This is a genomic window from Microbacterium endophyticum (assembly GCF_011047135.1).
In the GTDB taxonomy this organism is placed as follows: Bacteria; Actinomycetota; Actinomycetes; order Actinomycetales; family Microbacteriaceae; genus Microbacterium; species Microbacterium endophyticum.
On record NZ_CP049255.1, the window covers coordinates 266,219 to 290,298 of the forward strand.

Annotated in this window: 25 protein-coding genes; 10 read left to right on the plus strand and 15 right to left on the minus strand. The window is 60.2% G+C overall.

The window, feature by feature from the left end:
* Positions 1–53: 53 nt before the first annotated feature.
* Both ftsR and G6N83_RS01310 read right to left on the minus strand, forming a co-directional pair.
* A complete protein-coding gene (gene ftsR, locus G6N83_RS01305; protein WP_165138548.1) occupies positions 54–743 on the minus strand; it encodes a transcriptional regulator FtsR in 690 nt (229 codons plus the stop codon).
* On the minus strand, positions 743–1,213 hold the full coding sequence (locus G6N83_RS01310; protein ID WP_241246243.1) for an FHA domain-containing protein: 471 nt from the start codon (positions 1,211–1,213) through the stop codon (positions 743–745). The genes ftsR and G6N83_RS01310 overlap by 1 nt, the downstream gene beginning before the upstream one ends.
* A 225-nt stretch (positions 1,214–1,438) precedes the next feature.
* Between G6N83_RS01310 and G6N83_RS01315 the strand changes: the two genes are divergently transcribed.
* The gene (locus tag G6N83_RS01315) at positions 1,439–2,056 is read left to right on the plus strand and encodes a copper resistance CopC family protein (RefSeq protein WP_241246354.1); all 618 of its coding nucleotides are present in this window, start codon (positions 1,439–1,441) and stop codon (positions 2,054–2,056) included.
* A gap of 9 nt (positions 2,057–2,065) precedes the next feature.
* A complete protein-coding gene (lpdA, locus tag G6N83_RS01320) occupies positions 2,066–3,466 on the plus strand; it encodes a dihydrolipoyl dehydrogenase (protein ID WP_165138552.1) in 1,401 nt (466 codons plus the stop codon).
* An 85-nt stretch (positions 3,467–3,551) separates the two neighbouring features.
* Here the strand turns inward: lpdA and G6N83_RS01325 are convergent, their stop codons facing one another.
* Positions 3,552–4,184, minus strand: coding sequence for a CYTH domain-containing protein (locus G6N83_RS01325; RefSeq protein ID WP_165138554.1), 633 nt, complete (start codon positions 4,182–4,184; stop codon positions 3,552–3,554).
* A 2-nt stretch (positions 4,185–4,186) separates the two neighbouring features.
* The gene (locus G6N83_RS01330; RefSeq protein ID WP_165138556.1) at positions 4,187–4,414 is read right to left on the minus strand and encodes a response regulator; all 228 of its coding nucleotides are present in this window, start codon (positions 4,412–4,414) and stop codon (positions 4,187–4,189) included.
* Positions 4,415–4,448: 34 nt separating this feature from the next.
* Between G6N83_RS01330 and G6N83_RS01335 the strand changes: the two genes are divergently transcribed.
* Positions 4,449–5,180, plus strand: coding sequence for a glutamine amidotransferase (locus tag G6N83_RS01335; protein WP_165138558.1), 732 nt, complete (start codon positions 4,449–4,451; stop codon positions 5,178–5,180).
* Here the strand turns inward: G6N83_RS01335 and G6N83_RS01340 are convergent.
* From G6N83_RS01340 to dacB, 5 genes are all read right to left on the minus strand, one after another.
* Positions 5,168–6,202 (minus strand): YihY/virulence factor BrkB family protein, encoded by a 1,035-nt coding sequence (locus tag G6N83_RS01340; RefSeq protein WP_165138560.1) that lies wholly within the window; start codon positions 6,200–6,202, stop codon positions 5,168–5,170. The genes G6N83_RS01335 and G6N83_RS01340 overlap by 13 nt on opposite strands.
* A gap of 63 nt (positions 6,203–6,265) precedes the next feature.
* Positions 6,266–6,763, minus strand: coding sequence for a prepilin peptidase (locus G6N83_RS01345; protein WP_165138562.1), 498 nt, complete (start codon positions 6,761–6,763; stop codon positions 6,266–6,268).
* A gap of 22 nt (positions 6,764–6,785) precedes the next feature.
* The gene (locus tag G6N83_RS01350) at positions 6,786–7,709 is read right to left on the minus strand and encodes a L,D-transpeptidase (protein ID WP_165138564.1); all 924 of its coding nucleotides are present in this window, start codon (positions 7,707–7,709) and stop codon (positions 6,786–6,788) included.
* A 57-nt stretch (positions 7,710–7,766) separates the two neighbouring features.
* A complete protein-coding gene (locus G6N83_RS01355) occupies positions 7,767–8,762 on the minus strand; it encodes an aldo/keto reductase (RefSeq protein WP_165138566.1) in 996 nt (331 codons plus the stop codon).
* 45 nt (positions 8,763–8,807) lie between these two features.
* Positions 8,808–10,364 (minus strand): D-alanyl-D-alanine carboxypeptidase/D-alanyl-D-alanine endopeptidase, encoded by a 1,557-nt coding sequence (gene dacB, locus G6N83_RS01360; protein ID WP_165138568.1) that lies wholly within the window; start codon positions 10,362–10,364, stop codon positions 8,808–8,810.
* Positions 10,365–10,543: 179 nt separating this feature from the next.
* On the opposite strand from dacB, the gene G6N83_RS01365 reads away from it, so the two are divergent.
* Both G6N83_RS01365 and G6N83_RS01370 read left to right on the plus strand, forming a co-directional pair.
* Entirely contained in the window at positions 10,544–11,497 is a 954-nt protein-coding gene (locus tag G6N83_RS01365) for an intradiol ring-cleavage dioxygenase (RefSeq protein ID WP_165138570.1), read from the plus strand.
* Positions 11,498–11,531: 34 nt separating this feature from the next.
* On the plus strand, positions 11,532–11,672 hold the full coding sequence (locus tag G6N83_RS01370) for a hypothetical protein (RefSeq protein ID WP_165138572.1): 141 nt from the start codon (positions 11,532–11,534) through the stop codon (positions 11,670–11,672).
* 2 nt (positions 11,673–11,674) lie between these two features.
* Here the strand turns inward: G6N83_RS01370 and G6N83_RS01375 are convergent, their stop codons facing one another.
* On the minus strand, positions 11,675–12,316 hold the full coding sequence (locus G6N83_RS01375) for a TetR/AcrR family transcriptional regulator (protein ID WP_165138574.1): 642 nt from the start codon (positions 12,314–12,316) through the stop codon (positions 11,675–11,677).
* Between the two features lie 104 nt (positions 12,317–12,420).
* Between G6N83_RS01375 and G6N83_RS01380 the strand changes: the two genes are divergently transcribed.
* Positions 12,421–13,836: a carboxylesterase/lipase family protein gene (locus G6N83_RS01380; protein WP_165138576.1), complete on the plus strand. Its 1,416-nt coding sequence runs from the start codon at positions 12,421–12,423 to the stop codon at positions 13,834–13,836.
* Between the two features lie 28 nt (positions 13,837–13,864).
* Here the strand turns inward: G6N83_RS01380 and G6N83_RS01385 are convergent, their stop codons facing one another.
* Genes G6N83_RS01385 through G6N83_RS01400 form a run of 4 tightly spaced genes read right to left on the minus strand, consistent with a single transcriptional unit; the run spans position 13,865 to position 18,543 of the window.
* On the minus strand, positions 13,865–14,299 hold the full coding sequence (locus tag G6N83_RS01385; protein ID WP_165138578.1) for an ATP-binding protein: 435 nt from the start codon (positions 14,297–14,299) through the stop codon (positions 13,865–13,867).
* Positions 14,268–14,603 carry an STAS domain-containing protein gene (locus tag G6N83_RS01390; RefSeq protein ID WP_165138580.1) on the minus strand — a complete coding sequence of 112 codons (336 nt, stop codon included), beginning with the start codon at positions 14,601–14,603 and terminating at the stop codon, positions 14,268–14,270. Before G6N83_RS01390 ends, G6N83_RS01385 begins: the two co-directional genes overlap by 32 nt.
* Entirely contained in the window at positions 14,600–16,564 is a 1,965-nt protein-coding gene (locus tag G6N83_RS01395; protein WP_165138582.1) for a glycosyltransferase family 2 protein, read from the minus strand. The genes G6N83_RS01390 and G6N83_RS01395 overlap by 4 nt, the downstream gene beginning before the upstream one ends.
* Complete coding sequence (locus G6N83_RS01400) at positions 16,561–18,543, minus strand: SpoIIE family protein phosphatase (protein ID WP_165138584.1); 1,983 nt, start codon at positions 18,541–18,543, stop codon at positions 16,561–16,563. The genes G6N83_RS01395 and G6N83_RS01400 overlap by 4 nt, the downstream gene beginning before the upstream one ends.
* Positions 18,544–18,657: 114 nt before the next feature.
* On the opposite strand from G6N83_RS01400, the gene G6N83_RS01405 reads away from it, so the two are divergent.
* The gene (locus tag G6N83_RS01405; protein ID WP_165138586.1) at positions 18,658–19,422 is read left to right on the plus strand and encodes an SDR family NAD(P)-dependent oxidoreductase; all 765 of its coding nucleotides are present in this window, start codon (positions 18,658–18,660) and stop codon (positions 19,420–19,422) included.
* Between the two features lie 25 nt (positions 19,423–19,447).
* Complete coding sequence (locus tag G6N83_RS01410; protein ID WP_165138588.1) at positions 19,448–20,641, plus strand: thiolase family protein; 1,194 nt, start codon at positions 19,448–19,450, stop codon at positions 20,639–20,641.
* Positions 20,642–20,723: 82 nt separating this feature from the next.
* On the opposite strand, the gene G6N83_RS01415 is transcribed toward G6N83_RS01410, so the two are convergent.
* Positions 20,724–21,791, minus strand: a complete 1,068-nt coding sequence (locus G6N83_RS01415; protein ID WP_165138590.1) for a 2,3-butanediol dehydrogenase — start codon at positions 21,789–21,791, stop codon at positions 20,724–20,726.
* Positions 21,792–22,011: 220 nt separating this feature from the next.
* Here G6N83_RS01415 and G6N83_RS01420 point away from each other — a divergent pair, with 220 nt between their 5' ends.
* Positions 22,012–22,836: an SDR family NAD(P)-dependent oxidoreductase gene (locus G6N83_RS01420; RefSeq protein WP_208379870.1), complete on the plus strand. Its 825-nt coding sequence runs from the start codon at positions 22,012–22,014 to the stop codon at positions 22,834–22,836.
* Positions 22,837–23,114: 278 nt separating this feature from the next.
* Positions 23,115–24,035, plus strand: a complete 921-nt coding sequence (locus tag G6N83_RS01425; protein ID WP_165138592.1) for an aggregation-promoting factor C-terminal-like domain-containing protein — start codon at positions 23,115–23,117, stop codon at positions 24,033–24,035.
* The last annotated feature ends 45 nt before the right edge of the window (positions 24,036–24,080 follow it).

Genomic DNA, 24,080 nt, shown 5'->3' on the forward strand with positions numbered 1-24,080 from the left:
GAGGGAATGCCCTCCGGCAATGACATCCGTGACACGAAGTTGGCGTGTCGTCGTTACGAGGTGAGTCGAGTGACCCCGGAGCGCACGATCGCGCTTCGAACGTCGTCGAGTCGGCGGGCGAGTTCTGGTGCCACGTCCGCCGCGCGTGAACGAGACGAGCTGTCGGTACGCCGAAGAAGCGGCGTCAACGCGGATTCGATCAATGACACGTCGCGCTCCGCGCTCTGGCGAAGCCCACGAAGGTGCCGCGGCTCGATTCCGTGGCGTTCCAACGCGACGAGCGAGCGCAAAAGAGCGACGTCTTGCTCTGTGTAGTTCTCGGCTCCCGTGAGCAAACCCATGCTGATTGCTTCGTTGAAGAGTTGAGGCGCAGCCCCAGATGCCGAAAGCAATTCGTCTCGGCGGTAGCGACGAACCACGGGCGCGATAGAGGGCGGCGCTGCAGCAGGAAGTGCTGGCGTTCGACCAGCGTCGAGCTGCTCCAGATAGTCCCGAATCATCGCTAGCGGACGAAAATGGTCTCGTTGCAGCGTGAGCGCGAGGCGCAACCTATCGACGTCGCGGGCGGAGAACTTGCGGTATCCCGATTCGGTCCGCTGAGGCGTGACGATTCCCTGCTCTTCGAGAAACCGCAGTTTACTCGCCGATAAGCCTGGGAATTCCGGACTCAGGCGCGCTAGCACCTGACCGATGCTCAGCACTCCCCCGGACGCAGCGCGGCCGTGGGCGGATGCGGCCGCCATCAGCCTTCCGTTGTGCGGGGAAGATCAGCCGGAGAAACGAAAAGCGTAAGTCGGAATTTGCCGATTCGTACTTCATCGCCGTTTGCGAGCGCGACGCGGTCCACTCGTTCACCATCGACGTAAGTGCCGTTGAGTGAACGCTGATCGACAATCTCAAAAACCGATCCGGCACGCGTGATTTCCGCGTGTCTGCGAGACACAGTTACATCGTCGAAGAAGATATCGGCGTCAGGGTGTCGTCCGACCGTGGTCACGTCGGTGTCGAGCAGGTACCGCGCGCCCGCTGTAGGACCGGAGCGAACGATCAAAAGCGCTGCGTTACTGGGCAGCGCCTCGATAGCTTCCATCTCGGTGGTGCTCAAATCGGCGCCGAACGGAACGAACGAGAGATCGGCTTCGTGACCGAATGTCTCTGTCGTGTCGCTGTTCTGCGATGCGGGCCCGGGCTCAGGCCGAAGGTTATCTGTCACGCGCGCCTCCTCTCGGTTCAGACTAGCCGAACATCTCTGTGCGAAATTAATGAAATTCGCCCCGGCATCCTTGGCACTGTCTTTTGCTCAGCGCAAAAAAGGGCAGTGACGTAGTGCAACCGGATGGGGTCATTCGAACCTACGCATTCGAGGGCCGCCGTGTCCACTCAAGAGCGAATTTCGTCGCAGAAACGTCGCCATCACGCGGGTAGGGTCGTACGCGTGATGTTTACCTCCCGCGCCCGTGCCGGTTTTGCCGGTGTTGCCTTGGCACTCGCTTCGGTTTTTTTGATCGCGGCCCCGGCTTCCGCACACGATGAACTCATCGCGACAGATCCTGCGGTTGATTCGACGCTTGATGCCCTACCGGCCGAGCTCACTCTCAGCTTTAGCGGTGAGTTGATCAACGACGGCAATTCGACGGTAATCGAAGTCACCGACAGCGCCGGCACCGATTTGACCGGCGGGGATCTCGAGGTCACCGGGGCGATAGTGCGGCAGCCACTTGCGGGAAGCGCCAGCGGAGATATCACCGTGCTGTGGCGCGTTGTTTCAAGCGACGGCCACCCCATTTCGGGCGAGTATCACTTCACGGTCGCATCCGACCCAACGAATTCTCCTAGTGCTGTCACGCCGACACCCGAAACCACAGTTCCTGCTGAATCTGCGACCCCAGAGTCCGGTGCGCCTGAAGCGGTCTCGCCTACGCCCGCCGATTCAGCGACCGGCTCGAGCTCGCTCGTGCCGTGGATCATCGTCGGTGTGCTCCTTCTTCTCGCCATCGGCGCCACCGTCGTCGTCGTACTCTCTCGGCGGCGACCTGGCGGTCCTACCGAACGCTAGGCTTAGACCATGCCTCACTACGACGTCGTCATTCTCGGCGCGGGTCCCGGCGGATACGTCGCGGCCGTGCGCAGTGCACAGCTCGGACTGTCCACCGCCATCATCGAAGAGAAATACTGGGGCGGTGTTTGCCTGAACGTGGGCTGCATCCCCTCCAAAGCGCTGCTCAAGAACGCAGAGCTTGCCCACACACTTCAGCACAAAGCCAAGCTCTTCGGCATTTCTGGCGAAGTCTCGATGGATTACGGCGTCGCGTTCGATCGCAGCCGCACCGTCGCCGAAGGTCGTGTCAAAGGTGTTCACTTCTTGATGAAGAAGAACAAGGTCACCGAATATAACGGCCGTGGCGCTTTCCTCGATGCCAATACTGTTGAGGTAACGAAGGCAGACGGCGGTAAAGAAACCGTGACGTTCGACAACGCGATCCTCGCCACGGGGTCGACCGTGCGATTGCTTCCCGGCGTGACCCTCAGCGAAAACGTCGTGACCTACGAAGAACAGATCATGACGCGTGATCTTCCTCGGTCGATCGTGATCGTCGGCGCAGGCGCGATCGGTATGGAATTCGCGTACGTCATGAAGAACTTCGGCGTGGATGTAACGATCATCGAGTTCCTCGATCGTGCCCTTCCCAACGAAGATGCCGACGTTTCGAAGGAAATCCAAAAGCAGTACCGCAACCTCGGCGTGAACATTCTCACGTCGACGAAGGTAGAATCTGTCGTCGATTCCGGCGACAAGGTCACTGTCACGTACTCCGGCAATAAAGACGGCGTGCAGTCGACAATCGAGGCTGACAAGGTGCTCATGTCTATCGGCTTCGCTCCGCGCGTTGAAGGTTTTGGACTTGAGAAGACCGGCGTTGAGCTCACCGAGCGTGGCGCCATCGCTATCGACGACTACATGCGCACGAACGTCCCCCACATCTACGCGATCGGTGACGTCACCGCGAAGCTCCAGCTCGCCCACGTGGCCGAAGCTCAGGGCGTTGTGGCAGCGGAGACCATCGGCAAGGCCGAAACGATGCCGCTCGGTGACTACCGCATGATGCCGCGTGCAACATTCTGTTCGCCTCAGGTCGCGTCCTTCGGACTTACCGAAGCGCAAGCACGAGAGACGGGCCGCGAACTCAAAATCTCGACGTTCCCCTTCATGGCGAATGGAAAAGCGCATGGGCTCGGCGAGCCCGTTGGCTTCGTCAAGCTCATCGCTGACGCCGAACACCTGGAGCTTCTCGGTGGCCACCTTATTGGGCCCGATGTCTCTGAACTTCTTCCCGAGCTCACGCTCGCCCAGAAGTGGGACCTGACGGCTCTTGAGCTCGCGCGCAATGTGCACACGCACCCCACGTTGAGTGAAGCGCTCCAGGAAGCATTCCATGGGCTCGCGGGTCACATGATTAATATGTGAGTCGAACCCGACGTAAAAACCATTGACGCCGCCCCCGAACGAAGCCGGGGGGCGGCGTCAGTGTTTGTGAAGCGATGCCGCGGGTCTAACGACCTAAAGCTCGTCCAAGCTTTGAATCGGATGCCGCAGCCCGACCTCCGACGCTCGCAACAAGATCATCGACCCGTGCAAAAAAAGCAGAGCTGTCTTCTGGCGCGGCGGGACCGAGCTCGACTTCCCACTCTCGCCATGACGTTTCCGTACCCGTCCGCTCTGCGCGCGCAGATACGCGATCATCGACGACCTCAGCGATGAGCGCGCCCTCTGCGTCTCGCAGCGCATACGCGGTGCGCCGGTTTCTGATTCGAGCGAGCGGGAGAAACTCGCCGCTCGCCCACTCTGCTGCGGCTGCGACGACTGCGGCAGGAACAGCGGCTGAATCGGCATCCTGATCGTCGAGCGGCCAGTGCGATTCGTGTCTTCCCTCAGCGGCAGATGCCTTGATATGCCAGCCTTCGTCCGGTCCGCCCGTTCGCCGCCTGATCGCGACGCGTGCACGGGAGAGCTCCATGTCGGCCGTATCAAAGTACCGTGCGTCGAGCTCGCGCACCTCCGGTTCTCCGACCGACGCAACACCGGGAAGAAGGCTCCACGCCGGTAGCGGTGTGGAGTCTTCGACGTCGTAGGTATTCTCTACTTCGAAGGACCTTTTCGGCTGCGCGTGTGCGTCGTCATGCACCGTCAATCGTTTCGATCATCCGGGTTCGGGTCGATCGGTTCGGTCGATTCCACGAAAGAAAAAGCAATCTCGGTGGGTCCGTCATGGTCACCGGTGTTCACCGGTTCACCCTCTCGCCGGTAGACGACCTGTCCCTCGCTGTAAGGAACGATAAGGGAATCTTCAACGCCCGGCTCGAGGGGCATTACCTGCCCGTCGAGCGGGCCTCCAGAAAGTCGCGCAATAGCCATGCATCCAGCCTAGTCCGCGCCATAGGCTGTAAGGATGAAGCCGTTTGTTCTGCTAGCGACGCGCGCAGAAGACGTTCCCGCGGACGAGGAATACGAACTTTTCCTGCGTTATAGCGGATTGACCTCTTCAGAATTGCAGCGTGTACGGCTCGAAGCCGGTCGCATGCCCGCGATCGACCTGGATGCCATTTCGGGGATCTTTCTCGGTGGCGGGCCTTTTAATTCATCTGATCCAGATGCCCAAAAGTCAGCTGTACAGCGTCGCGTTGAGTCGGAGATTGCCATCCTGCTCGACGAGGTCGTTGCTCGCGACTTCCCATTCCTGGGCGCGTGCTACGGCGTCGGAACACTCGGAGCGCAACAGGGCGCAGTTATCGACCGGCATTTCGCCGAACCCATCAGCGTCGTTGACGTTGTGCTGAGCGAGGCTGGCGAACACGATCCGCTGTGCGCCGCGCTCCCACCTGTTTTCTCGGCGTTCGTAGGACACAAGGAGGCAATCCGAAGTTTGCCGGACACCGCCACAGTCCTCGCGTCGTCAGCGAGTTGCCCGGTGCAAATGTTTCGTGTCGGCACGAACGTGTATGCAACTCAGTTTCATCCCGAACTTGATGTGGCGGGAATTACCACGCGTATCCACGCCTACGCGTCTTACGGCTACTTCGGCGTCGATGAGATCGAGATGACTCTTGCTGGGGTAAATCGCGCTCCCGTGACTCACCCCGCGGCACTTCTCAGCGCATTCGCGGCACGTTACGCCCGCTGACTCTCGGAAATCTCGGCCGCGCGCGCCTGGCGGAGTTCCTCTGTCGCAAGAATCACGACCTTCTGAGCGCGGTTCACTCGTCGCTCGGCGAACGTCTTCGCTCGTTGCCTCGAGTAGGCGCGGTCGGCCTCGTCTTCGACACCGGTGATGATGTACGACGCTGCGATAAGGATCACTTGGGAAGACAGGTTGATCCACAGCAACAGGGCAATGAGTGAAGCAAATGATGCAAGGAGAGGATTAGAGCCCGCACCACGCACGAAAAGCCCGGACAGTTCCTGTAGTGCGAGCAGACCGATTCCGCCCAAGATCGCTCCCGGCCAAAGCGCACGCACGGATGGACGTAGCCCGGAAAGCACGCGAAAGAGGACCGCGATCACGGCGGCGTCGAGCAAAAAGACCACGACGAGGGAAATGACCTTGGTCGCGACGGTGGTCACGGGATTCTCGTCTTGAATTCCTATCAAACTAAGTAGCGTGCTGATCGAGGCGGTGCCAAGGACTGTCGCGACGGCCGATGCCAGAAGCGCGGCTCCGATCCCTACTGCCAACGCCAAATTGCGCAACAGAACCCAATAGAACGCGACGTCATCGTGCATGCGGTCGCCCAACTGCCGGAACGCGATTCGTAGCGACGTGATCGCCCCAATAGCTGCACCTACAAGAGCGACAACGGATATGACACCCGCGATCGAGAGTCCTGCCGTGAATTGAAGATTTTCGGGGTCGATCAACTTGTCTTTGCCTACGAGTCCTGGCACGACGGAGTTCACAGCTGATATCAGCGCGTCCCAGGCTTGCGGGTTCCCCTGTAACCAGAGCCCCGCAATCGAGAACCCGAGGAGGACGGCAGCAAAAACGCTGAACAATGCGCGATATGTCACTGAGTCCGCGAGTTGAACCCCGCGATGCTCGCTGTAGAGCAGAAAAGCTCGTACGGGCTTCCGCCCCAGTGCCCACGAGATCACCCGGGCCACGAAGGACTGCTGACTCGGTGAGGTTGTCGCTCCGGATTCGGTCATACCGACCAGGTTAGCTGCCTGGCGCACTGAGTCTCGCGCGGTTGACACACTCGAGCAGTGCTCTTAAACGACTCTCAATCCATGAAGGAAACTCCCCACGCCAACAGCGATCCCACACCATGCTCCACCCAGCATGAAGGGACCGAACGGGATACGAGATTCGCGTGTCACGCGCCGAAGCGCCAACATCATCACCGTAAAGAGTCCGCCGAGGACGAATGCCGCCGCACCGCCCACGACGAAAGGCACCCAGCCGATGAACCCCAGCAGAAGACCGATGATTCCCGCGAGTTTGACGTCGCCCCCGCCCATTCCTGCGCCCGGAAGTGCTCTGAGAATCGCGTAGAAGCCAAACAGGAGCGCTCCGCAGATCAACGCGCGAAAAAGGGCGTTCCAGGGGGTACCGGTCGCGCAACTCAGCAGTAGGAGCGAGACAAGAACCGGGTACGACGGAAGAACAATGCGATTTGGCAGCCGATGCGTCCGCACATCGACAGTCGCCAACGCACAGCTGATGAGTGCGAACCCGACGAGGATGGCGAAGAAGACTGCGGTGTTCATGTCGTAGGCCAGAGAGGAATGACTATGCCGAGACGACGACGAGCGTCCCTGGCGGAAGCTCGGCAAGGCGGTCGATCGCCTCAGGGGCGAGCCTCAGGCATCCGTTTGAAATTTCTCCCGACCGTTCATCGTGATAGTGAAAAGCAGTTATCGCGACGTTCGCATGAGAAAACCCCGCGAGAGTCGGAGACTGCGCAGAGAGATAGACCAGCGGGTGGCCACGCGTGTAGCCGAAATCAGGCACGGTGCGCGTCATCATGATGAACATTCGCCCCGTCGGGGTGGGAGTATCCAGCGTGCCGGAACCGAAGTCTGTCGCGATGCGCTCGCTGCCGCCCCCGCCCACGATGTCGATGGTTCGCGCACTCAAGCTGACTTCGACATGCGAGTCGAGCGTCGTGAGCGTCACATCCGCTGCGCGTATCCAGCCGAATGTCTGTGCAGAACTTTGCTCAGGCGGCACACCAGCTCGCCCCACAAGAAGCACTTTCACCCAGTGGTCTTGAGCTTCGACGACCGGAACAACCGTGCCTTCAAAGGTTTGCGTCTGTGGCAAGAAAGCAACCGGGGGCGCACCAGGGTCAGCAAAGACCGGGGCACCGGCGGCGCCTGGCTGCGCTACTTGCCCCGTCGATCCGCCAAAAGGATCGTCATCTCGGGGAAGCGCTGGATTGACCGAAAATACGTCAACGACGGGAAGCGATGAGATGTCGTAGATCTCGGTATTCTCCGGAAAACCTGTCTCAGTCGGTGTCGTAGTGGGGCTCGGCGTTGAAGGGCTTGGTTTCGACGTCGATTCTCCGGCTGTCGGAACCGTGCTTGCTACCGGCGCTCCCCCAAAGAAAACCGCAAGCAGAATGGCGCCCGCAAGAGCTGCCACGACGACGATCGAAAGGACCAACGTGATGACTCTTCGATTTCGCGCGCGCACTGCGGTTGCCATCATGAATCTATGTTCCGGGGCGATTGGCGAGCGCGCAAGAGACGAGCCCTCTGGTTGCGGCTACCACTGTGGATGAATCTGAGCCCGCAGTCGTGCGTCGTAGACGGCGTGAACGGCAGCATCGAACCGAGAGAGGTCAACGTCAGTGCTCGCGATAAGGGAGACTGCCTCCGCGTTGCTGCGAGCTTGCTTTTCGTTGCGAGCGCCAGGAATCACGCTCGTGACACCTGGCTGCGATGCAATCCACGCGATTGTCGCTGCGGGCAGCGACACGCCTTCGGGTAGCGCTCCCGCGAGTTCGGATGCCGCGGCGAGCCCGGTCTCGTAGTCGACCCCCGAGAACGTCTCTCCCTTGTCGAACGCCGATCCGTCCCTGTTGTAAGAGCGGTGATCGTTCGGCGCGAAGCTCGTGCCCGATGTGTACTTGCCCGACAACAGGCCGGATGCCAGCGGCACACGTGCAAAAATCGCTACGCCCGCTGCGAGAGCCGCTGGCAGCACTTCGTCGAGCGGTTTCAACCGGAAGGGGTTGACAATGATCTGGACGTTGGTGACCCCTGGATGAGCTATCGCATTCATGGCCTGATCGCACGTTTCGACCGAGACGCCGTACGCCGCGATGGCTCCTGCTTCGACGAGCGTGTCAAGAAGGGCGTACGTGTCGTCGTCGGAGATGACTGCGCTCGGCGGGCAGTGCAGCTGCACGAGGTCGAGCGTGTCCACACCGAGGTTTCGACGGGATCGCTCCGTCCACTGCCGGAAGTTGTCGAGAGTGTAGTTCTCGGGCAGCTGTTCTTGACGTCTTCCCATCTTCGTCGCGACGGTGACGGCTTTCTGCCCCTGATTCGCGAGGAAGCGCCCGATGATGGCTTCCGATCGACCATCTCCGTATACATCGGCCGTGTCGAAAAATGTGACGCCGGCGTCAACTGAAGCGGCAAGAACAGCTGTGGCATCCGCTTCGTCTACCGAACCCCAGTCGGCTCCTAGTTGCCATGTACCGAGGCCCACTGCGGAGATCAGGCGGCCGGTCGATGCAAGAGCGCGTTGCTGCATGAGATGTCCTTTCGGCGGGTGCTGTCGTTGCAACCGCTCTCCACGCTATCCGTGTTCTTGGAGCGCGAGTACGATATCTGCCACTCGATCGTTGATGGCGAAGACACCGGGAATGTCATCGACGGTCGTCGAATTGAAGATGACCGTGAACGCGAGCTCACGATCGTCGACTGTGGTGATGTAACCGGAGTACGCGCGCGCCAGATAAAGAAGCTGCTGTGTTGTCGGGTATCCGAGAATACGGGTTCCTGTCTTGGCGTGAATCTTGCCGACCGCGTCGGTGCCTTCTCCGAGGGAGGTCAACGAGCCGTCGACGCCGGAGATCGGCTGAAGATCGACAAACGTGTCACCCCATGTCTTATCCAGAGCTCCGATGAGAAAGTCGACATGTGCTTGGGCGCTCGTGCGATTCTCATCGATGCTGCCCGCCGGATCGAACAGCTTGATGGCTGCTTCTGAGCTGCCCACATCGCCTGCCACGCTGAGCACCGCGGTCACGCCATCGACGCAGTCACGGCTCCCCTCGGATACTGCGATGAGACAGGCAAGGAGATCGGCGCCACGGTTGTAGCTGATTTTTTGGACGACGCGAGCAAACTCGCTCAGCGGGGCCGATGTCCACTCGGCGAGAGGTTCGCCCGCAGAGGAGGTTTCTCGTCCCGCAGGGTATTCGCCGCTGTCGCCGAGAACTGTGATTCCTTCGTCCTCCAAAACCTCAACGAACGCAGCTGCTGTGAAAGCGACCGGATCTGAAACTCTGGTGTTTCGCACGGAAACGTCAGAATCTATGCCGATCGTTCCACTCGCGGTGACTGTCATATCCACCATCGATACATCGATATCGACCTGATCTCCTTCGATCACCTCCACGTTATTGATCACTCGGAGCACGTCGAGGTCGGGGACGACGCGCATGGTGGGGGTGTCGCCCACGGTGCGGGGAGTGAATTCGAGATCTACCACGTTCTCGTTCAACCAAATCGAGTCGATTCGGTCGTCGGGCCACTCGTTCATCGTGTTGAAATACTGATTATCGACGTAGACGTTCCCCGACACGGATGTCACTCCAGAGTCGCGAAGATCGCCAGCGAGTGAGCGCAATGCGCTCAGAGGATCGCCCGAGTTGAGTTCGACAGGCAACAGTCCAGAGTTCGCCTCATTGTGGTCGAATGATGTGATTTCGAGCGTGCCATCAGAGAGGTCACGCAATCCGAAGCTGAAGTCACCCCTTCCCGCCAATACGAGATCCCCCTTCAGCGCGCCCTCAACGACACTTCCGGTTGCGTACACCGGAGTCGTGACGACAGAATTCTCGCCGAGCAGATCGAGAGCGGCGGCAGTTGTGAAGGACTTCTGGATCGATCCGGGAACAAACGGGACTGTGGAGTTGAGCTCATAGACCGTTTCGCCAGTCTCGATATCGACGGCAAGAATGCCCCACCCGCCCCCAGCGAACATCGGATCTTCAGTGACATCCTCGATCGCGGATTGCAATTCGCCGTCATCTGACCCCGTGCAGCCCGCGAGCATGACGGCGCTGAGAAGAAGGGCGATCGCCGGAGAGAACCGTGGCAAAGGTGGAGCAGCAGCGTTTCGTCTCATTGCGGCCCCCTCGGCGCGGTCGGCGTCCATTCAGTCAATCGCACCAGCGATACAACACCAAATGCGCAGCACATGCTCGGATCTTTCGGACGCATAGGTAACGCATAGCGAACAGAAAGCTCACGGAAAGTCGAGGGGGCCATGCTCGGGTCATCGCAAACAAACTTCAGGAGACGAGTATGACCCGCATCCCCGAGCCCACGCAGACTCCAGACGGCCCGCAGTACGAGGGGCGACCTCTTGTTCGAGTCGAGGATGAGGTGGTCGATCAAGGCGCGGGCTTCGACATTCGAACCCTGATCAGCCGGCGTGGAGTGCTGAGCTTGGTCGGCATCGGTTTGGGGGCGGCAACCCTCGCTGCGTGCGCTCCCGCCTCATCTGCCGGTTCCACCTCCACGAAAACTCCGAGCGCCACGAAGAGCCCCACCCCTGCCGCATCGGCATCCGTCGCGGTTCCGGCGGGAGAAATCCCCGACGAGACGGCGGGGCCCTACCCCGGTGACGGTTCGAATGGTGTCGACGTTCTGACGGATTCGGGCATCATCCGCAGCGACATCCGCTCGAGCATCGACGCCGGTGCAACTGCTGCGGGCGTGACCATGGCGTTGAGCCTGACGATTCTCGACGCGGCGAACAACAACGCGCCGTTCGAAAACGTGGCGGTATACGTCTGGCACTGCGATGCGCAAGGCCGGTATTCGATGTACTCCAGCGGTATCGAGGGCGAGACGTACTTGCGCGGCGTGCAGGTCGCGGACTCACATGGCACCGTCACCTTCACATCCATTTTCCCCGCGTGTTACTCGGGTCGGTGGCCCCATATTCACTTCGAGGTATACCCCGCTGTGAGTGACATCGCTGACTCCTCGAATGCGATCGCGACCTCGCAGATCGCGCTTCCCGAGAACGCGTGCGACAGTGTCTACGCGCTCGCCGACTACTCCGGCTCATCCACGAACCTCTCGCAAGTCTCCCTGACCAGCGACAACGTCTTCAGCGACGATGGCGGTGCGCTTCAACTTGCGACAGTCACGGGCGACACGACATCCGGCTATTCGGTTTCACTCACCGCGCTCGTCGACACGTCGACGACACCGAGTGCTGGATCGGCCTCTTCCGGCGGAAATCGCTGAGAGAGCCGCTCTTCAGTCATTGGAGAAATACCCAATGTTCCGGGACCTCAGCGGCTGGCACGCACTCATCGTGCTCGATGTTGTCCGCCATTCCACGGCGGACTCGCCACGCCACGCCACGCCAGCGGAATTCACAGCGCGGGATGTCTTCGACCTCACGCTGAAAATCGGGTGATGCTATTGATGCTGATTGCTCTTCATCAGTGCTGCGAGACCTTCGGTCAGCACGGTGATGCCGCCACCGAATCTCGCCGAACTACCGCGATATTCATTAAAGAGCGCGGCCGTCCCGCGCGGCTCGGCCGAGCGCGGCGATGCGGCAGCTGCGCGCCCCAGCGCGACGGCGACATAGCCCGTCACGAAATCGTGGACCGCTGCGTATCCCCACACTGCTTGTTCCTCGGTGAGACCGGCGGCCTCAAGAGAGGCCACGATGTTTCTCACGAGCGCTTCGGCGCCTGGTCCATCGAGAGCGGACTGCCGATGCGCCTCGAGCACGAATGGGTGCTCGAAAAGCAGGTCACGAAGTCTCAGTGCGAACACCTCCACGAGCGCGCGCCAGTCGTCTTCCGGCCACTGAGTGTCAGCAAGGGCAAGACCTACCCATTCGCTCACCAGGGACGAGCGCAAGGATTCGCTGCCACCGACCGTCCGGTGAATCGTCATCGATGACACGCCGAGCGCCTCCCCCACGGCGCGCAAAGTGACCGAACTCAAACCGCCGTCACGCGCCAGGCGCGAAGCTGCAGCGACAATTTCGGAACGTGACACCGAACGAGGACGACCTCGAGGCGCTTTTTGAAGCTTGTCAAACGACACGAAATCAGAATAACGTTACGCATAACGTAAATACCAGAGCTCACATCCCGGCTGATGTTTCGGTTCTCACCTCACGTTCTGTGAGCGGCGGAAGGTTAATCATCATGAATCATCAGACCGCTGACGTCACCATCTCAACGGGCACGATCCGCGGGGTCACCGAGGGCGCAATCGCACGGTATTTGGGCATTCCCTACGCCGAACCGCCTGTCGGTGAGCGAAGATTCGCGGCTCCCGTCGCACGCAAGCCATGGCAGGGCGTGCGGGAAGCGACAGAATTCGGCCCCACCGCCTCACAGAGCGCATATCAGGGAGCCCTCGCGACGCTCCTCGCGAGCGTTTCGATTCCCGGAGACGATGTACTGACTCTAAATGTCTGGGCGCCGGTTAACGCGAAGAGTGCCCCCGTCGTGGTGTGGATTCATGGCGGAGCACTCGAACGCGGCGCAGCAGCGCTGCCCAGCTACGACGGCACAGCTTTTGCCCGAGACGGCGTTGTCTTCGTCTCAATAAACTATCGTCTCGGCGCTGAAGGCTTCTCCGTACTCGAAGGAGCTCCCCGGAATATCGGACTGTTGGACGCGGGGGCCGCACTCACGTGGGTGCGAAGAGAAATCGCAGCGTTCGGTGGGGACCCCTCGCGAATCACGCTCATGGGAGAGTCCGCCGGGGGAACCCTTGTTGCAGCGCTCTTAGCGCGCCGCTCTACTCGATCACTCGTCGCTCGCGCCATCATCGAATCAGGCCCGCTCGAGGTCTCGACGACCAAGAAGGCTGCGCGCGCGACAACGGCGCTGGCGAAAAAACTCGGAATCCCAGCCACGCGCGAAGCTTTCCTCGCGGTGTCGGCGGAAGAACTCGTCCAGGCTCGAATCGAGATCACGCGGGGTGGAACGCTATTGAGCGGCACGGCCGGATTTGCCCTGACTACTGATCCCGACACGTTACCGCTGTCCCCTCACACTGTTCTGCCGCACATAGATACTCCGCTGCTCATCGGCACCAATACCGACGAATATCGCCTGTGGCTCACGCCCGAGGCCATTGCCGATATTGGAGCGTTCAAAGCGTCTGCCGCGCGTCTTGCACTCAAGATTCCCTACAAAGCGGCGGCCGCTGCAAAGTCTGCGTGGGTCGGTTCTTCGCATGGTGAGGTGCTTGGGCAACTTCTCACCGACAAAGTTCTGCGTGGGCCTGCCACAACGGTTGCTGGCGTCAAATCATCGTCCACGTTCATGTACGAATTCGCGTGGCAAAGCCCCGTCCGCGGGCTCGGCGCAGCACATGCGCTAGAAATCGGTTTCATCTTTGACACCCTTGATGCCTCGGACTCCATATCGCTAGTTGGCGAGAACGCCCCACAGCTTCTTGCGAATGAAATGCATCGCTCCTGGGTCGCGTTCATCACTGGTGGCGATCCTGGCTGGCCTGCGTATCGCCCGCAACGGCTCACGCGCGTGTTCGATGCGGCATCAGTCACGCGCCCGCAGCGACGCACAGCGATAGTGGATGCGCTGTAGCTGGCTGCGCTTCGGTCTCGAGTCGCGCTCACGAGCCTTGAGACGTTCGATCAACGACCGCAATCCACACATTGCGGCCGCTCTCGCGGCGATAGTCCATCGACCGCGCCACCATATCGATGAGCACCAATCCCCGACCGCTTTCGGCGGTTTCGTCCGGCATCGTTCCCGAACCGGTCTTAGTGCTCACCGGGACACCCGTGTCGCTCGTTCGAAGAAGTAGCTCAGAGATACCCACTGTCACTGACACGTGGCAGAGAACAGCTCTTCTCGGATTGTTCTGGATGATATTGCTGACGAGTTCGCTCAACACGAGCTCCATCGCCATTCGATCCGTGGCAACGACGTCGCCGTGGTGCTCCCAGACAGTCTGGATGAAGTCGTGCGCATCTTCAACGCTGTCGGGTGGGCAGCGAATATCGGCGCTGTACTCAGCCGGAGAAGGCGGTCTCAGCGTGTTCATAAGGCTTGAGGATCTTGTCGACATTGGAAAGCCGAAGCACCATCATTACTTGCTCGGCGGGCTCAGCGATCCGAAGGTCGCCCCCCGCTTCTCGAGAAGTTTTGAGTGCGCCAATCAGCGCGCCGAGCCCGGAAGAGTCCATAAAGGTGATCTGCGAGAGCTCGACCACAACCTTCGCGCGACCGCGCCCTACCGCAGCGGATACCGCTTCGCGTAGTTCCGGCGCCGTTACCATGTTCAATCGGCCTGTGCCGCGGATGATAGCGACGTCAGCGCCGTGGTCATCAGTGTGAAACGCGGTCATTTTCTCTCCTTGTGCTCCTGATATCCCCGATATCGAACTGCGCCGATCAAAACGCTGAATGCGAGGAAGTCGTATATCACCCACACCACATTCACTATGGTGCCAACCGGTTCATCCCCGAGGATCACTAGCCGGAAGATACCAATCACAATAGCTATCAAAAGGACTACGACGGTGATGATCTGTATCCGGATGCGCCGCAGCTGCAACCCATGCGCTATCTTCCCGTCCTTTGGGGTGACCGCAAATCCAAGTGCTCGACCGAAGGTAACGTTTGCTGCCGCGCTCACGCACGCCTGAATCCACAGCGGAAAAAGGGCAAGTGTGTACTGCTGCCCGCGCCAGGTGGGCAGACCGTGCGAGGCGACGAGAAAGAGCAGCTGGTTCGCGGCGAGGAAGGGAAGGAAGTGCCAGAAGAACTCTGCGGCGAAGCTCTGCACCGGCAGTATGCCAGCGGTGAGAAATATCACCGGAGCAGCCAGATAGATCACCGAGGTGAACCCCGAGATGTAGCTCCACATCGTCGAGAAGTACATCAATCGCTGCGATACCGTAAGCCCTTTTCTGAAGAGTGGATTCTCAGCAAGAAAAACCTGCATTGTTCCTTGCGCCCAGCGAAGACGCTGAGTCAGCATCGTGCCCAGATCCTCCGGAGCAAGTCCGTCGGCCAAAAGCTCATTGTGGAATACGCTCTCCCAACCGAGCGCGTGCAACCGCATCGACGTTGACATGTCCTCCGTGACTGAGTTCGTCGCAAGCGGAAGAATCACCTGGGCCTCGCCGGGCCGGTTGACGTCGATGTCGCGAAGCGTACTTTGTACCGATTCCAGAGCATTCAGTGGCGAAAGTTCACCACTGGAAAGTCGTGTGACTGCGTCGTCGCGCCCGCCCGAAAAAACAGCCAGGTCATCCGCGCTCAATCCAAGAGATGCAAGATCTTCGGTCATCTTCGCCATGTCATTCGCCACGACAAGGCGGGCGGCCGTAGCCACCCTCTGGTGGAGTGTGTAGGTGACTTCGCCGTACGACTCTCCCCTCGCCAGCTGCCGGCGCGCAGTTCGGATTGCACCGGCCGTCTCTGCGAGAACGACAGCTACCTCGGGAGAACTGGGTCTACGTCGCTCCCGCTGAAGTATCGATGCCGCACGACCTAGCGCCGTGAGCACCGCATCCTCCGTGGCGCTGACGTAGCCGAGGATTCCGAGCTGCATCAGCGGCTCCCGACGAAGAACAGCGTTCGACCCGCAGAAGAAAGCCGCGTTCCACCCGTCTTTACCCTCCTGGATTGGGCCATAGAACAGCGGCGCTTGACTGCCAAGCGGATCGCCCTGTGGGACATTCATAAAAATCTGCGGAGTCTGAACCAGAGCGACTTTCTCGTCACGAAAGTATCCGAGAGTGCTGTCGAGAATGCCAGGGCGCGGGATCATATCGGCATCCAGCACGAGAATGAACTCGCCGTCGGTCTGCATCAAGGCGTTGTTGAGGTTGCCAGCTTTCGCGTGGCGGGGCTTACCGTTCCATTCTTTGCCGCGAGTGATGTATCCCACGCCAAGGTTTTCAGCTTCCATCCGCAGTTCACTTCGCGCGCCGTCGTCGAGTATCCATGTCTTGTGGGGATAGGTGATCTTTTGCGCAGCACGCGCTGTCTTCATTACAAGGTCGATTGGCTCGTTGTACGTGGCGATGAAAACATCTACTGTGACGTCGTCAAGAGGCGGTGGCGCGGCGCCACGCCGACGGGAACGCCACATCGTAAAACCGAACAGGAAGAGGTCGACAACACTGTATGTTTCGGCGAGGACAAGAGGTACTCCTATCCACCAGTTTTGCCAATTCACCGAATACAGCCATCGCCAGCTGACGTAATTGATCCCCAGGATCACCGCGCCGACGATGACGACGCGTAAGAGCCAGAGCCGCGGCGCGTCGCTTGGCTTGAGGTTGTCGTTGCGATTCATTGACTATCCGCGTCGGAGACTCTTCGGAAGACAACAGCAGTTACGTCATCGATGTTCGACACCTCTTCGCCACCGGCACCGAGCAAGTCAACGAGAGTCTGGGGGTTGCCACCCGACTTCTTTGCGCAGGCAGAAACTGTTTCCTCGAACCCATCGATGTCGCCTCCCCATCGGTCAAGAATGCCGTCACTGAGAATCAAAAGTGAATCTGCGGGGCGAAGCTGACGCCGCGCCTCAGTCCACCGTGAGTCGAGACCAAGCGGCAGGTCCTCCGAGATGATTCGGTCAACACGTTCGCCGTCACCCCGCACGATGAACGACAGACCGTGGCCGGCATCGACGAGGCGCGCCTCGCCGGTCGTCAGATCGATGACGGCGCAAGCCATAGTGACGAATGCGCCCGTGCGACGCAGATCCCAATCCAGCAGGTTCGCGCTTCGACTCATCGTGTCTTGCGGGGATTCTGAAACGTCCACCGAACGTAGCGTCGCTCTCGTAGCCGCCGCGAGCATCCCCGCGCCGACGCCTTTACCCATGACATCGCCAAGCGCGAGCACAGCACGCGGCCAAGAAATTCGGACGTCGTAGAAGTCGCCCCCAACTTCTTTCGCGGGAACAGAAAGGGCAGCAAATCCCCACCCGGGTATTGGCGGCAGCCGCCCGGGCGAGAGCGCCCGTTGAACTTCGCCTGCTCGATCCAGCTCCTGCTGTTGGAGCAGGCGAGCGCTTTTTGCCTCAGTGACGTCGAAGAACTGAAGCGCGAAGGTATCGTCCTGCGCGCGTGCTCCTAGCGTTGACAGACTGACGTCAAAGCTGCGTCCACTCTCGGCTTCTACTGCCAATCGAGCGTTCCCATTTAGAAGGCGCTGCGCGGCGCTAGCGATTGCCACCTGCGCCGCAGGTCCCCAAATTGAGACGACGTCCGCGTCACCGCGATGGAGGGACGGCAGCATGGCGCGAGCTGATTCGTTGGACTGGACAACCGGCCAGATGCCGTTATTGCGCTTCACGATCAGCATGCCGGCGACAGACGTATCGAAATTTCGCCGAAAAAGTTCTTCACTCTCCGCAAGCGCTGCGCGAGTGTCGGCCTCACGTCCGATCAAGAGAGAGAGCAGTAGGAACACCACGACCATCGAGAGTTGGAACACTTGGAGTACGACTGCACCTTCGACGCTATCGAGGCGCTCAAACGAGAAGGGGCCCCGTCCGATTGAACTACCGAAGGTCGCAACCACGCTTATGACTAGCGTTTCAACGAGCAGCAGACGCGTCGACATCCTCATCGCTGCCCACACGAGCGGAACGAATGGCAGGAATGCGAGCGGTAACGCCGAGTTGGCAACGAAGACATAGACGCTCAGTGCAACAGCGAGAATGAACTGCACTACTACTTCCGCGCTGTTCGCGCGTGAGCGTCGCCGAGGCATCTTCATGAACAGCGGCGCAACCACCAGCATTCCGGCGGCGTGGCGGGAGAAGACCGTCGTAAACCTCTCGAATGCCTGCTCTGGAGTCGTGAAAATCAGGTCTGCCAGGCTGATGAGAATGTCGAGGACGCCCGCCGAAAGTAACACCGCAAGAACGAGACGCCCGATGTCGCGTGGAATTGCAAGCTGCGGCAGCACGTCTTTTCTCCCGCGCATGACGAACGCGCCCACGGCCAGTTCGACGCCCACGCACAGAGACACAGCAATCGCGTGTGGCAAAGAGCTGCCGATCCATAGCGCCAGCGGGAGCGTCAACGCCGAAACAGCGAGGGCGAGCATCCAGACGTAACGGATACTTACACGCGTCACCAGCCCGAGTGCGACGCCGGCCGCCGGCCACCAGGCCACAGATGCAGCGGCGGCAGGCCTCGTGATGAGCGAAAGGGCCCCCAACAAGAAGAAGCCGAGCAAGCATCCGGCCACGACGAGCGTGGGGCGCGTCCACCCTTGCCGGCCCCATGTCGCCAGCGCTAAACCAGACGGGCTCATAAGGCCCACTATTCCATCAATCCGCTATGTGTGGTCGAAAACAAAGATGAGTCCTGACTGTTGCCGCAGCTACGCTCCGCTCATAGAGTCGGCAAGAGGGAGAAGGGACTCTCAGTGGATATCACGGATCAAGTCGCCGTCGTCACAGGTGGGGCATCAGGCCTCGGACTTGCAACGACGCTACGGCTGCTCACACTCGGTGCGCGCGTCGTCATCGTCGATCTGCCCTCCTCAGAAGGCGCAGAAGTTGCCCGTGCTCATCCCAACCGGGCCCACTTCGCAGCCGCCGACGTCCGCGATGCCGCAGACGTCACATCAGCCCTCGATGTAGCGGATGCGCTCGGCGATCTGCGGGTACTCGTCAACTGTGCAGGAGTAGCCCCCGCGGCAAAAGTCGTCGATACACGAGGTCCTCATCCGCTCGATGACTTCCAGCGCGCGATCGACATCAATCTCGTTGGCACCTTCAATGTCATCCGTCTCGCTGCGGAACGGATGCAGCGGCTCAATACCGACGCGGACGGCGAACGGGGCGTGATCGTCAATACCGCGTCGGTTGCGGCGTTCGACGGACAAATCGGACAGGCTGCCTATTCAGCCTCGAAATCCGCGATCGTCGGAATGACGCTACCGATTGCGCGCGAGCTGGCAGCATCACAAATTCGCGTTGTCACTATTGCCCCCGGCATTTTTGACACTCCGCTTCTCGCGAGCCTCCCAGAAGCTGCACGGAGCTCTCTTGCACTCCAAGTTCCACACCCACAGCGCCTCGGCGCTCCGAGCGAGTTTGCTCTCATGGTGACGCAGATTATTGAAAACCCCATGCTCAATGGCGAGACGATCCGCCTCGATGGTGGCATTCGAATGGCGCCACGATAGCGATGACGTCGGAAAAGAGTGTCACATGATCGAAGCCGTCATCATCGATGTCGTGAGGACGGCATCCGGACGGGGAAAGCCCGGAGGGGCCCTCTCAGAAGAGCACCCGGTCGACCTCCTCGCGAGCGTCCTCAATTCTCTCATTACGCGGAACGGCCTTGACCCGGCTCTCGTCGACGATGTCATCGGCGGTTGCGTCAACCAAGCGTCGGAACAATCAACGAACATCACCCGCGCAGCTGTGCTCGCCGCGGGGTTTCCGGAACACGTTCCCGCGACGACAATCGACCGTCAGTGCGGATCAAGTCAGCAAGCTGCGACTTTTGCAGCGCAGGCCATCGTGGCGGGCTTTCAAGACGTCGTGATCGCCTGCGGAGTGGAATCGATGAGTCGTGTCCCGATGGGAACTCCTTCGCTCGGCCGTGATATTCAAGGCGAAAAGCTGCGCGTGAGGTACCCGGATGGTCTCGTCAATCAAGGGGTAGCCGCTGAGCTGATCGCGGCTCGTTGGGGCTTAAGCCGCGCCGAGCTCGACGAGTACTCAGTGCGATCGCACGAGCGCGCGTCGGAAGCAGCGGCGGAGCATGGCTTCGATAACGAAATCGTTCCGCTCCGGCTTCGCTCATCCTCAGGCGGCACGATTCTTCACTCACGCGATGAAACAGTGCGCCCGGCGACGACAGTGGAAAGCCTCGGCGAGCTACCGGCATCTTTTGCCGATACCTCGGTTGGTGCACGATTTCCAGAAATCGGGTGGAAGATCACCGCCGGCAATTCGTCGCCACTGACCGATGGGGCATCGGCCGCACTCATCATGTCGCGAGAACGTGCCACACAGCTCGGTCTGCGACCTCGAGCCCGATTCGTCTCGTTCGCTGTTGTCGGCGACGATCCCATCCTGATGCTGACGGGCCCCATCCCCGCTACTCAAAAGGTATTGGATCGTGCCCGCTTGTCGGCTGACGACATCGATATTTTCGAAGTGAATGAGGCGTTCGCACCGGTGCCGCTCGCGTGGGCGAATGAGATAGGCGTGCTCGATACAAAGCTCAATCCCCGCGGCGGCGCGATTGCTCTCGGGCACGCACTCGGTTCGTCGGGCACACGACTCTTGGCAACTCTCGTCAACGGACTCGAGGCGACCGGTGGCCGGTACGGCCTTCAAACGATGTGCGAGGGCGGCGGAATGGCCAACGCGACCATCATCGAACGACTCTAGACCGATGCCAACAACGGATGCCGTCGCGCGATGCCGCGCGAGTGTGAACGACACAAGCGCGACGGCATCCAGTTGGCGCGCTTTACACCCGAGGGTCGACGAGGATCTTGACGGCAGTTTCGTTGCGGTTGATGAGAGTGTCAAAGCCCTTATCGATCAGATCGTCAAGACCGATTTTTGCGGTGATGAACGGCTTGAGATTCACCTTGCCCTCTTGCACAAGAGCGATCGCTGCCGGGTGCGAATTCACGTAACCGATCGTGCCGCGCAAATCAATCTCTTTAAGCACTAGCTGCTGCATATCGAGCTGACCGGGGTGCCCCCAGATCGACACCACAACGATGACTCCGGTTGGCTTGACAGCGGCGAAAAGGGTATCGAGAGCGGGCTGCACGGATGTGCATTCAAAGGCAATGTCGGCGCCGCGTCCATCTGTCAGGCCGTTGACCTGTGCGACGACGTCGGATTCCCGAGGGTCGAAGACGTGGGTCGCGACCCCGGTCTCGAGTGCCTTCTGCCTACGAAGCTCGCTCGGCTCAGAGATCGCGACGGTGATTCCCTGCGCTTGAAGCACAGCCGCTGTCAGGAGTCCGATCGGCCCGGCACCCGTGATCAGCGCGAAGTCACCAGCTTTTCCGTCGGAGCGTTTGTAGGCGTGATATCCGACCGACAACGGTTCGATGAGTGCTGCTTCATCGAGCGGGATCTTGTTACCGATGACGTGCACCCAGCGACGCTTGACCGCGATCTTCTCGGCCAGTCCCCCACCGCGACCCGCGAGACCGATGAAGTTCATATCCGGAGACAGATGATAGGCGTTATTGTTTTCGCTCGAGTCGACGTCGTCGCCGATAATGTAAGGCTCGACTACGACATGGTCCCCGACCGCTATGTCTGTGATGCCTTCACCAACTTCGTAGACAACACCGGACATCTCATGTCCGAGCGTGACCGGAGCTGACTCACCAGAGATGGGATGGGGATGCCCCGCCGGTGGCACGAAGATCGGACCGTCAAGATACTCGTGCAGGTCGGTTCCACAAATGCCGCAGAACGCGACATCGATACCGACGGTGCCGGGCTCCACGGTGGGCGCATCAATATTCTCGATACGAATGTCGCCACGGTCGTAATAGCGTGCTGCCTTCATGATGAACTCCTCGAAGGTCGCGAAGGGCATCGTTGTGCGAGCCCCTCAGTCTTAGGTGGAAAGGCTCATCCACCACTTCAACGGTATTCCCGTGCGCGCGGGGGCGGTCGCACGCGGGCCGTGAGAAATACCGTCGTCTAATCCGTTCAGATCGCGCCATGCGGGGCCGAGAAGGTGTCAGGCTTGGGAAGGCGCGTAGAGAGCGCCCCGATTGGACATCATGAAGAAAACGATCATCATCACGGGCGCATCAGATGGGATCGGCGCGGCGGCCGCTCGACAGCTCAGCGAGGCAGGCCATACCGTCGCTGTAGTCGGCCGCTCAGCGGAGAAGACACGTCGCGTCGCTGAAAGCATCAACGCCGACTACTTTCTTGCCGACTTCACCAACCTTCGCCAAGTGCGAGAACTCGCCGAAGCGCTCTCCAGCCGATATGCGGAGATCGACGTGCTCGCGAACAACGCTGGCGGCATTATGGGCGACCGTGAACTCACCGTCGACGGCTTCGAGAAGACGTTTCAGGTCAACCATCTTGCGCCGTTTTTACTCACTCAGCTTTTGATGGAGCGACTCACCGAGTCGAAGGCATCCGTCATCAATACGTCGAGCGTCGCGAACTCACTTTTCGGGCGGATAGACCTCGACAACTTGAACGGCGAACGCTCGTACAGTGCGACCCGAGCGTACGGCGCGGCAAAACTTGAGAACGTGCTGTTCACGAAAGAGTTGCACCGCAGATACGAAAGCCAGGGAATTTCGACGGTTGCATTCCACCCGGGGAATATCGCCTCCAACTTCACGAGCGAGGCGAACTCGCTCATCAAACTCGTGTACCGGTGGCCGCTTCGCAACATTTTGCTGACGAGCCCGGAGACCGGCGGCAAAGTACTGTCGTGGTTCGTCGAGGGCACACCCGGAACGACCTGGATTTCGGGTGAGTATTACGACAAGATCTCGCACGCGGCCCCCAATAAGCAGGCTGGGGACGCCGAATTAGCCGAGAGTCTGTGGAATCGCAGTGCAGAATACGTGACCACAAAGTAGCTCACGGCCCCTCCCCGGCGACGTGCCCTTATTTGTGGGTGATGTCGCCCCGGGACCCGCAAAAACAGGCAAGTCGGGTGGTTGGCGGGGTGCCATGCGGGGCGGTTGCCGCGCCAAATGAGGGGTCGAGGGCGGCCCCGATAGGGGATGCCCTCTCACGCTTCTACCAGCGAACGCCAGGCTTTCATCCAGAAGAGGTGACCAGACTCGCTTCTTTGTGCCCGTCCCGAGGGCGCAGAGTCGTGAAACTGCGGCTTCCATCTCCCAGGAAATCTGACATGCTCCACTCCCCTGAACTTTCTCCTGCCCGGCGCGCGAAAAACGTGGGCATCGCTATCGCGACAGCTAGCGTCATCGTCGCAACTGGCATTTTTACCGCGAGTCCGGCGCTGGCATCGACTTCGGATTCGGCGCCCGCGGTCACCCCAACCACATCTCGAACATCTGACACGCTCGAAGACATGACGACCAAGGCCGAGTCGGCGCTCGTCGCCGCACGCTCTGCTGTCGCTGAGTCAGTCGCCGCGACGGTGGATGCGAACGAAAGTGGTCTCGATCTCGGCAACGAGCCGACGGCGATCGAAACCGCTGATCTACTCGACACGATCGACGAGATGTCGAATCTCGAGATCGTGCCGGCTCTTCTCCTTCCAGATGACACGGCAGACGCGATCGCTGAAACCAAGCGCGTGCGTGCCGAGACAGCGAAGCTGACTGACCGCGTCGAAGCCGCAGAGGCTGAGCGCGCGGCGAAGGAAGCCGCCGAAAAGGCGGCAGCTGAGAAGGCCGCTGCCGAAAAGGCCGCAGCTGAAGCAGCAGCAGCCGAAGCAGCCGCCGAGGCGCAAAAAGCGCAAGAAGCCGCACCGGCCACAGCACCCGCCGCGCCGGCGAACCCATCAGGTGCGCAGGCCACCGCTCAGCAGCTCGCGGCTTCGAACTACGGCTGGGGCGACGATCAGTTCGCGTGCCTCGTTTCGCTGTGGAACAAGGAATCAGGCTGGAACGCTCAGGCGTCAAACGGATCCAGCGGGGCGTACGGTATTCCGCAGGCGCTCCCCGGAAGCAAGATGGCTAGTGCTGGCGCTGACTGGGCGACCAACGCGACCACCCAGATCGTCTGGGGCTTGCAGTACATCGCCGGTAGCTACGGCACACCCTGCGGCGCATGGTCACACTCACAGTCCACCGGCTGGTACTAGAACCGGTCGACGATAGAAACAGCGTGGGCGTTGCCGTAGATGCGG

Coding starts and splice junctions, on each gene's coding strand:
- G6N83_RS01380 (WP_165138576.1), top strand. CDS start 12,421: ATGAATCATCAGACCGCTGACGTCACCATCTCAACGGGCACGATCCGC.
- dacB (WP_165138568.1), bottom strand. CDS start 10,364: ATGAGACGAAACGCTGCTGCTCCACCTTTGCCACGGTTCTCTCCGGCG.
- G6N83_RS01390 (WP_165138580.1), bottom strand. CDS start 14,603: ATGACCGCGTTTCACACTGATGACCACGGCGCTGACGTCGCTATCATC.
- G6N83_RS01335 (WP_165138558.1), top strand. CDS start 4,449: ATGAAGCCGTTTGTTCTGCTAGCGACGCGCGCAGAAGACGTTCCCGCG.
- G6N83_RS01400 (WP_165138584.1), bottom strand. CDS start 18,543: ATGAGCCCGTCTGGTTTAGCGCTGGCGACATGGGGCCGGCAAGGGTGG.
- lpdA (WP_165138552.1), top strand. CDS start 2,066: ATGCCTCACTACGACGTCGTCATTCTCGGCGCGGGTCCCGGCGGATAC.
- G6N83_RS01330 (WP_165138556.1), bottom strand. CDS start 4,414: ATGGCTATTGCGCGACTTTCTGGAGGCCCGCTCGACGGGCAGGTAATG.
- ftsR (WP_165138548.1), bottom strand. CDS start 743: ATGGCGGCCGCATCCGCCCACGGCCGCGCTGCGTCCGGGGGAGTGCTG.
- G6N83_RS01385 (WP_165138578.1), bottom strand. CDS start 14,299: ATGAACACGCTGAGACCGCCTTCTCCGGCTGAGTACAGCGCCGATATT.
- G6N83_RS01315 (WP_241246354.1), top strand. CDS start 1,439: ATGTTTACCTCCCGCGCCCGTGCCGGTTTTGCCGGTGTTGCCTTGGCA.
- G6N83_RS01355 (WP_165138566.1), bottom strand. CDS start 8,762: ATGCAGCAACGCGCTCTTGCATCGACCGGCCGCCTGATCTCCGCAGTG.
- G6N83_RS01425 (WP_165138592.1), top strand. CDS start 23,115: ATGCTCCACTCCCCTGAACTTTCTCCTGCCCGGCGCGCGAAAAACGTG.
- G6N83_RS01365 (WP_165138570.1), top strand. CDS start 10,544: ATGACCCGCATCCCCGAGCCCACGCAGACTCCAGACGGCCCGCAGTAC.
- G6N83_RS01340 (WP_165138560.1), bottom strand. CDS start 6,202: ATGACCGAATCCGGAGCGACAACCTCACCGAGTCAGCAGTCCTTCGTG.
- G6N83_RS01345 (WP_165138562.1), bottom strand. CDS start 6,763: ATGAACACCGCAGTCTTCTTCGCCATCCTCGTCGGGTTCGCACTCATC.
- G6N83_RS01415 (WP_165138590.1), bottom strand. CDS start 21,791: ATGAAGGCAGCACGCTATTACGACCGTGGCGACATTCGTATCGAGAAT.
- G6N83_RS01350 (WP_165138564.1), bottom strand. CDS start 7,709: ATGATGGCAACCGCAGTGCGCGCGCGAAATCGAAGAGTCATCACGTTG.
- G6N83_RS01420 (WP_208379870.1), top strand. CDS start 22,012: ATGAAGAAAACGATCATCATCACGGGCGCATCAGATGGGATCGGCGCG.
- G6N83_RS01410 (WP_165138588.1), top strand. CDS start 19,448: ATGATCGAAGCCGTCATCATCGATGTCGTGAGGACGGCATCCGGACGG.
- G6N83_RS01370 (WP_165138572.1), top strand. CDS start 11,532: ATGTTCCGGGACCTCAGCGGCTGGCACGCACTCATCGTGCTCGATGTT.
- G6N83_RS01395 (WP_165138582.1), bottom strand. CDS start 16,564: ATGAATCGCAACGACAACCTCAAGCCAAGCGACGCGCCGCGGCTCTGG.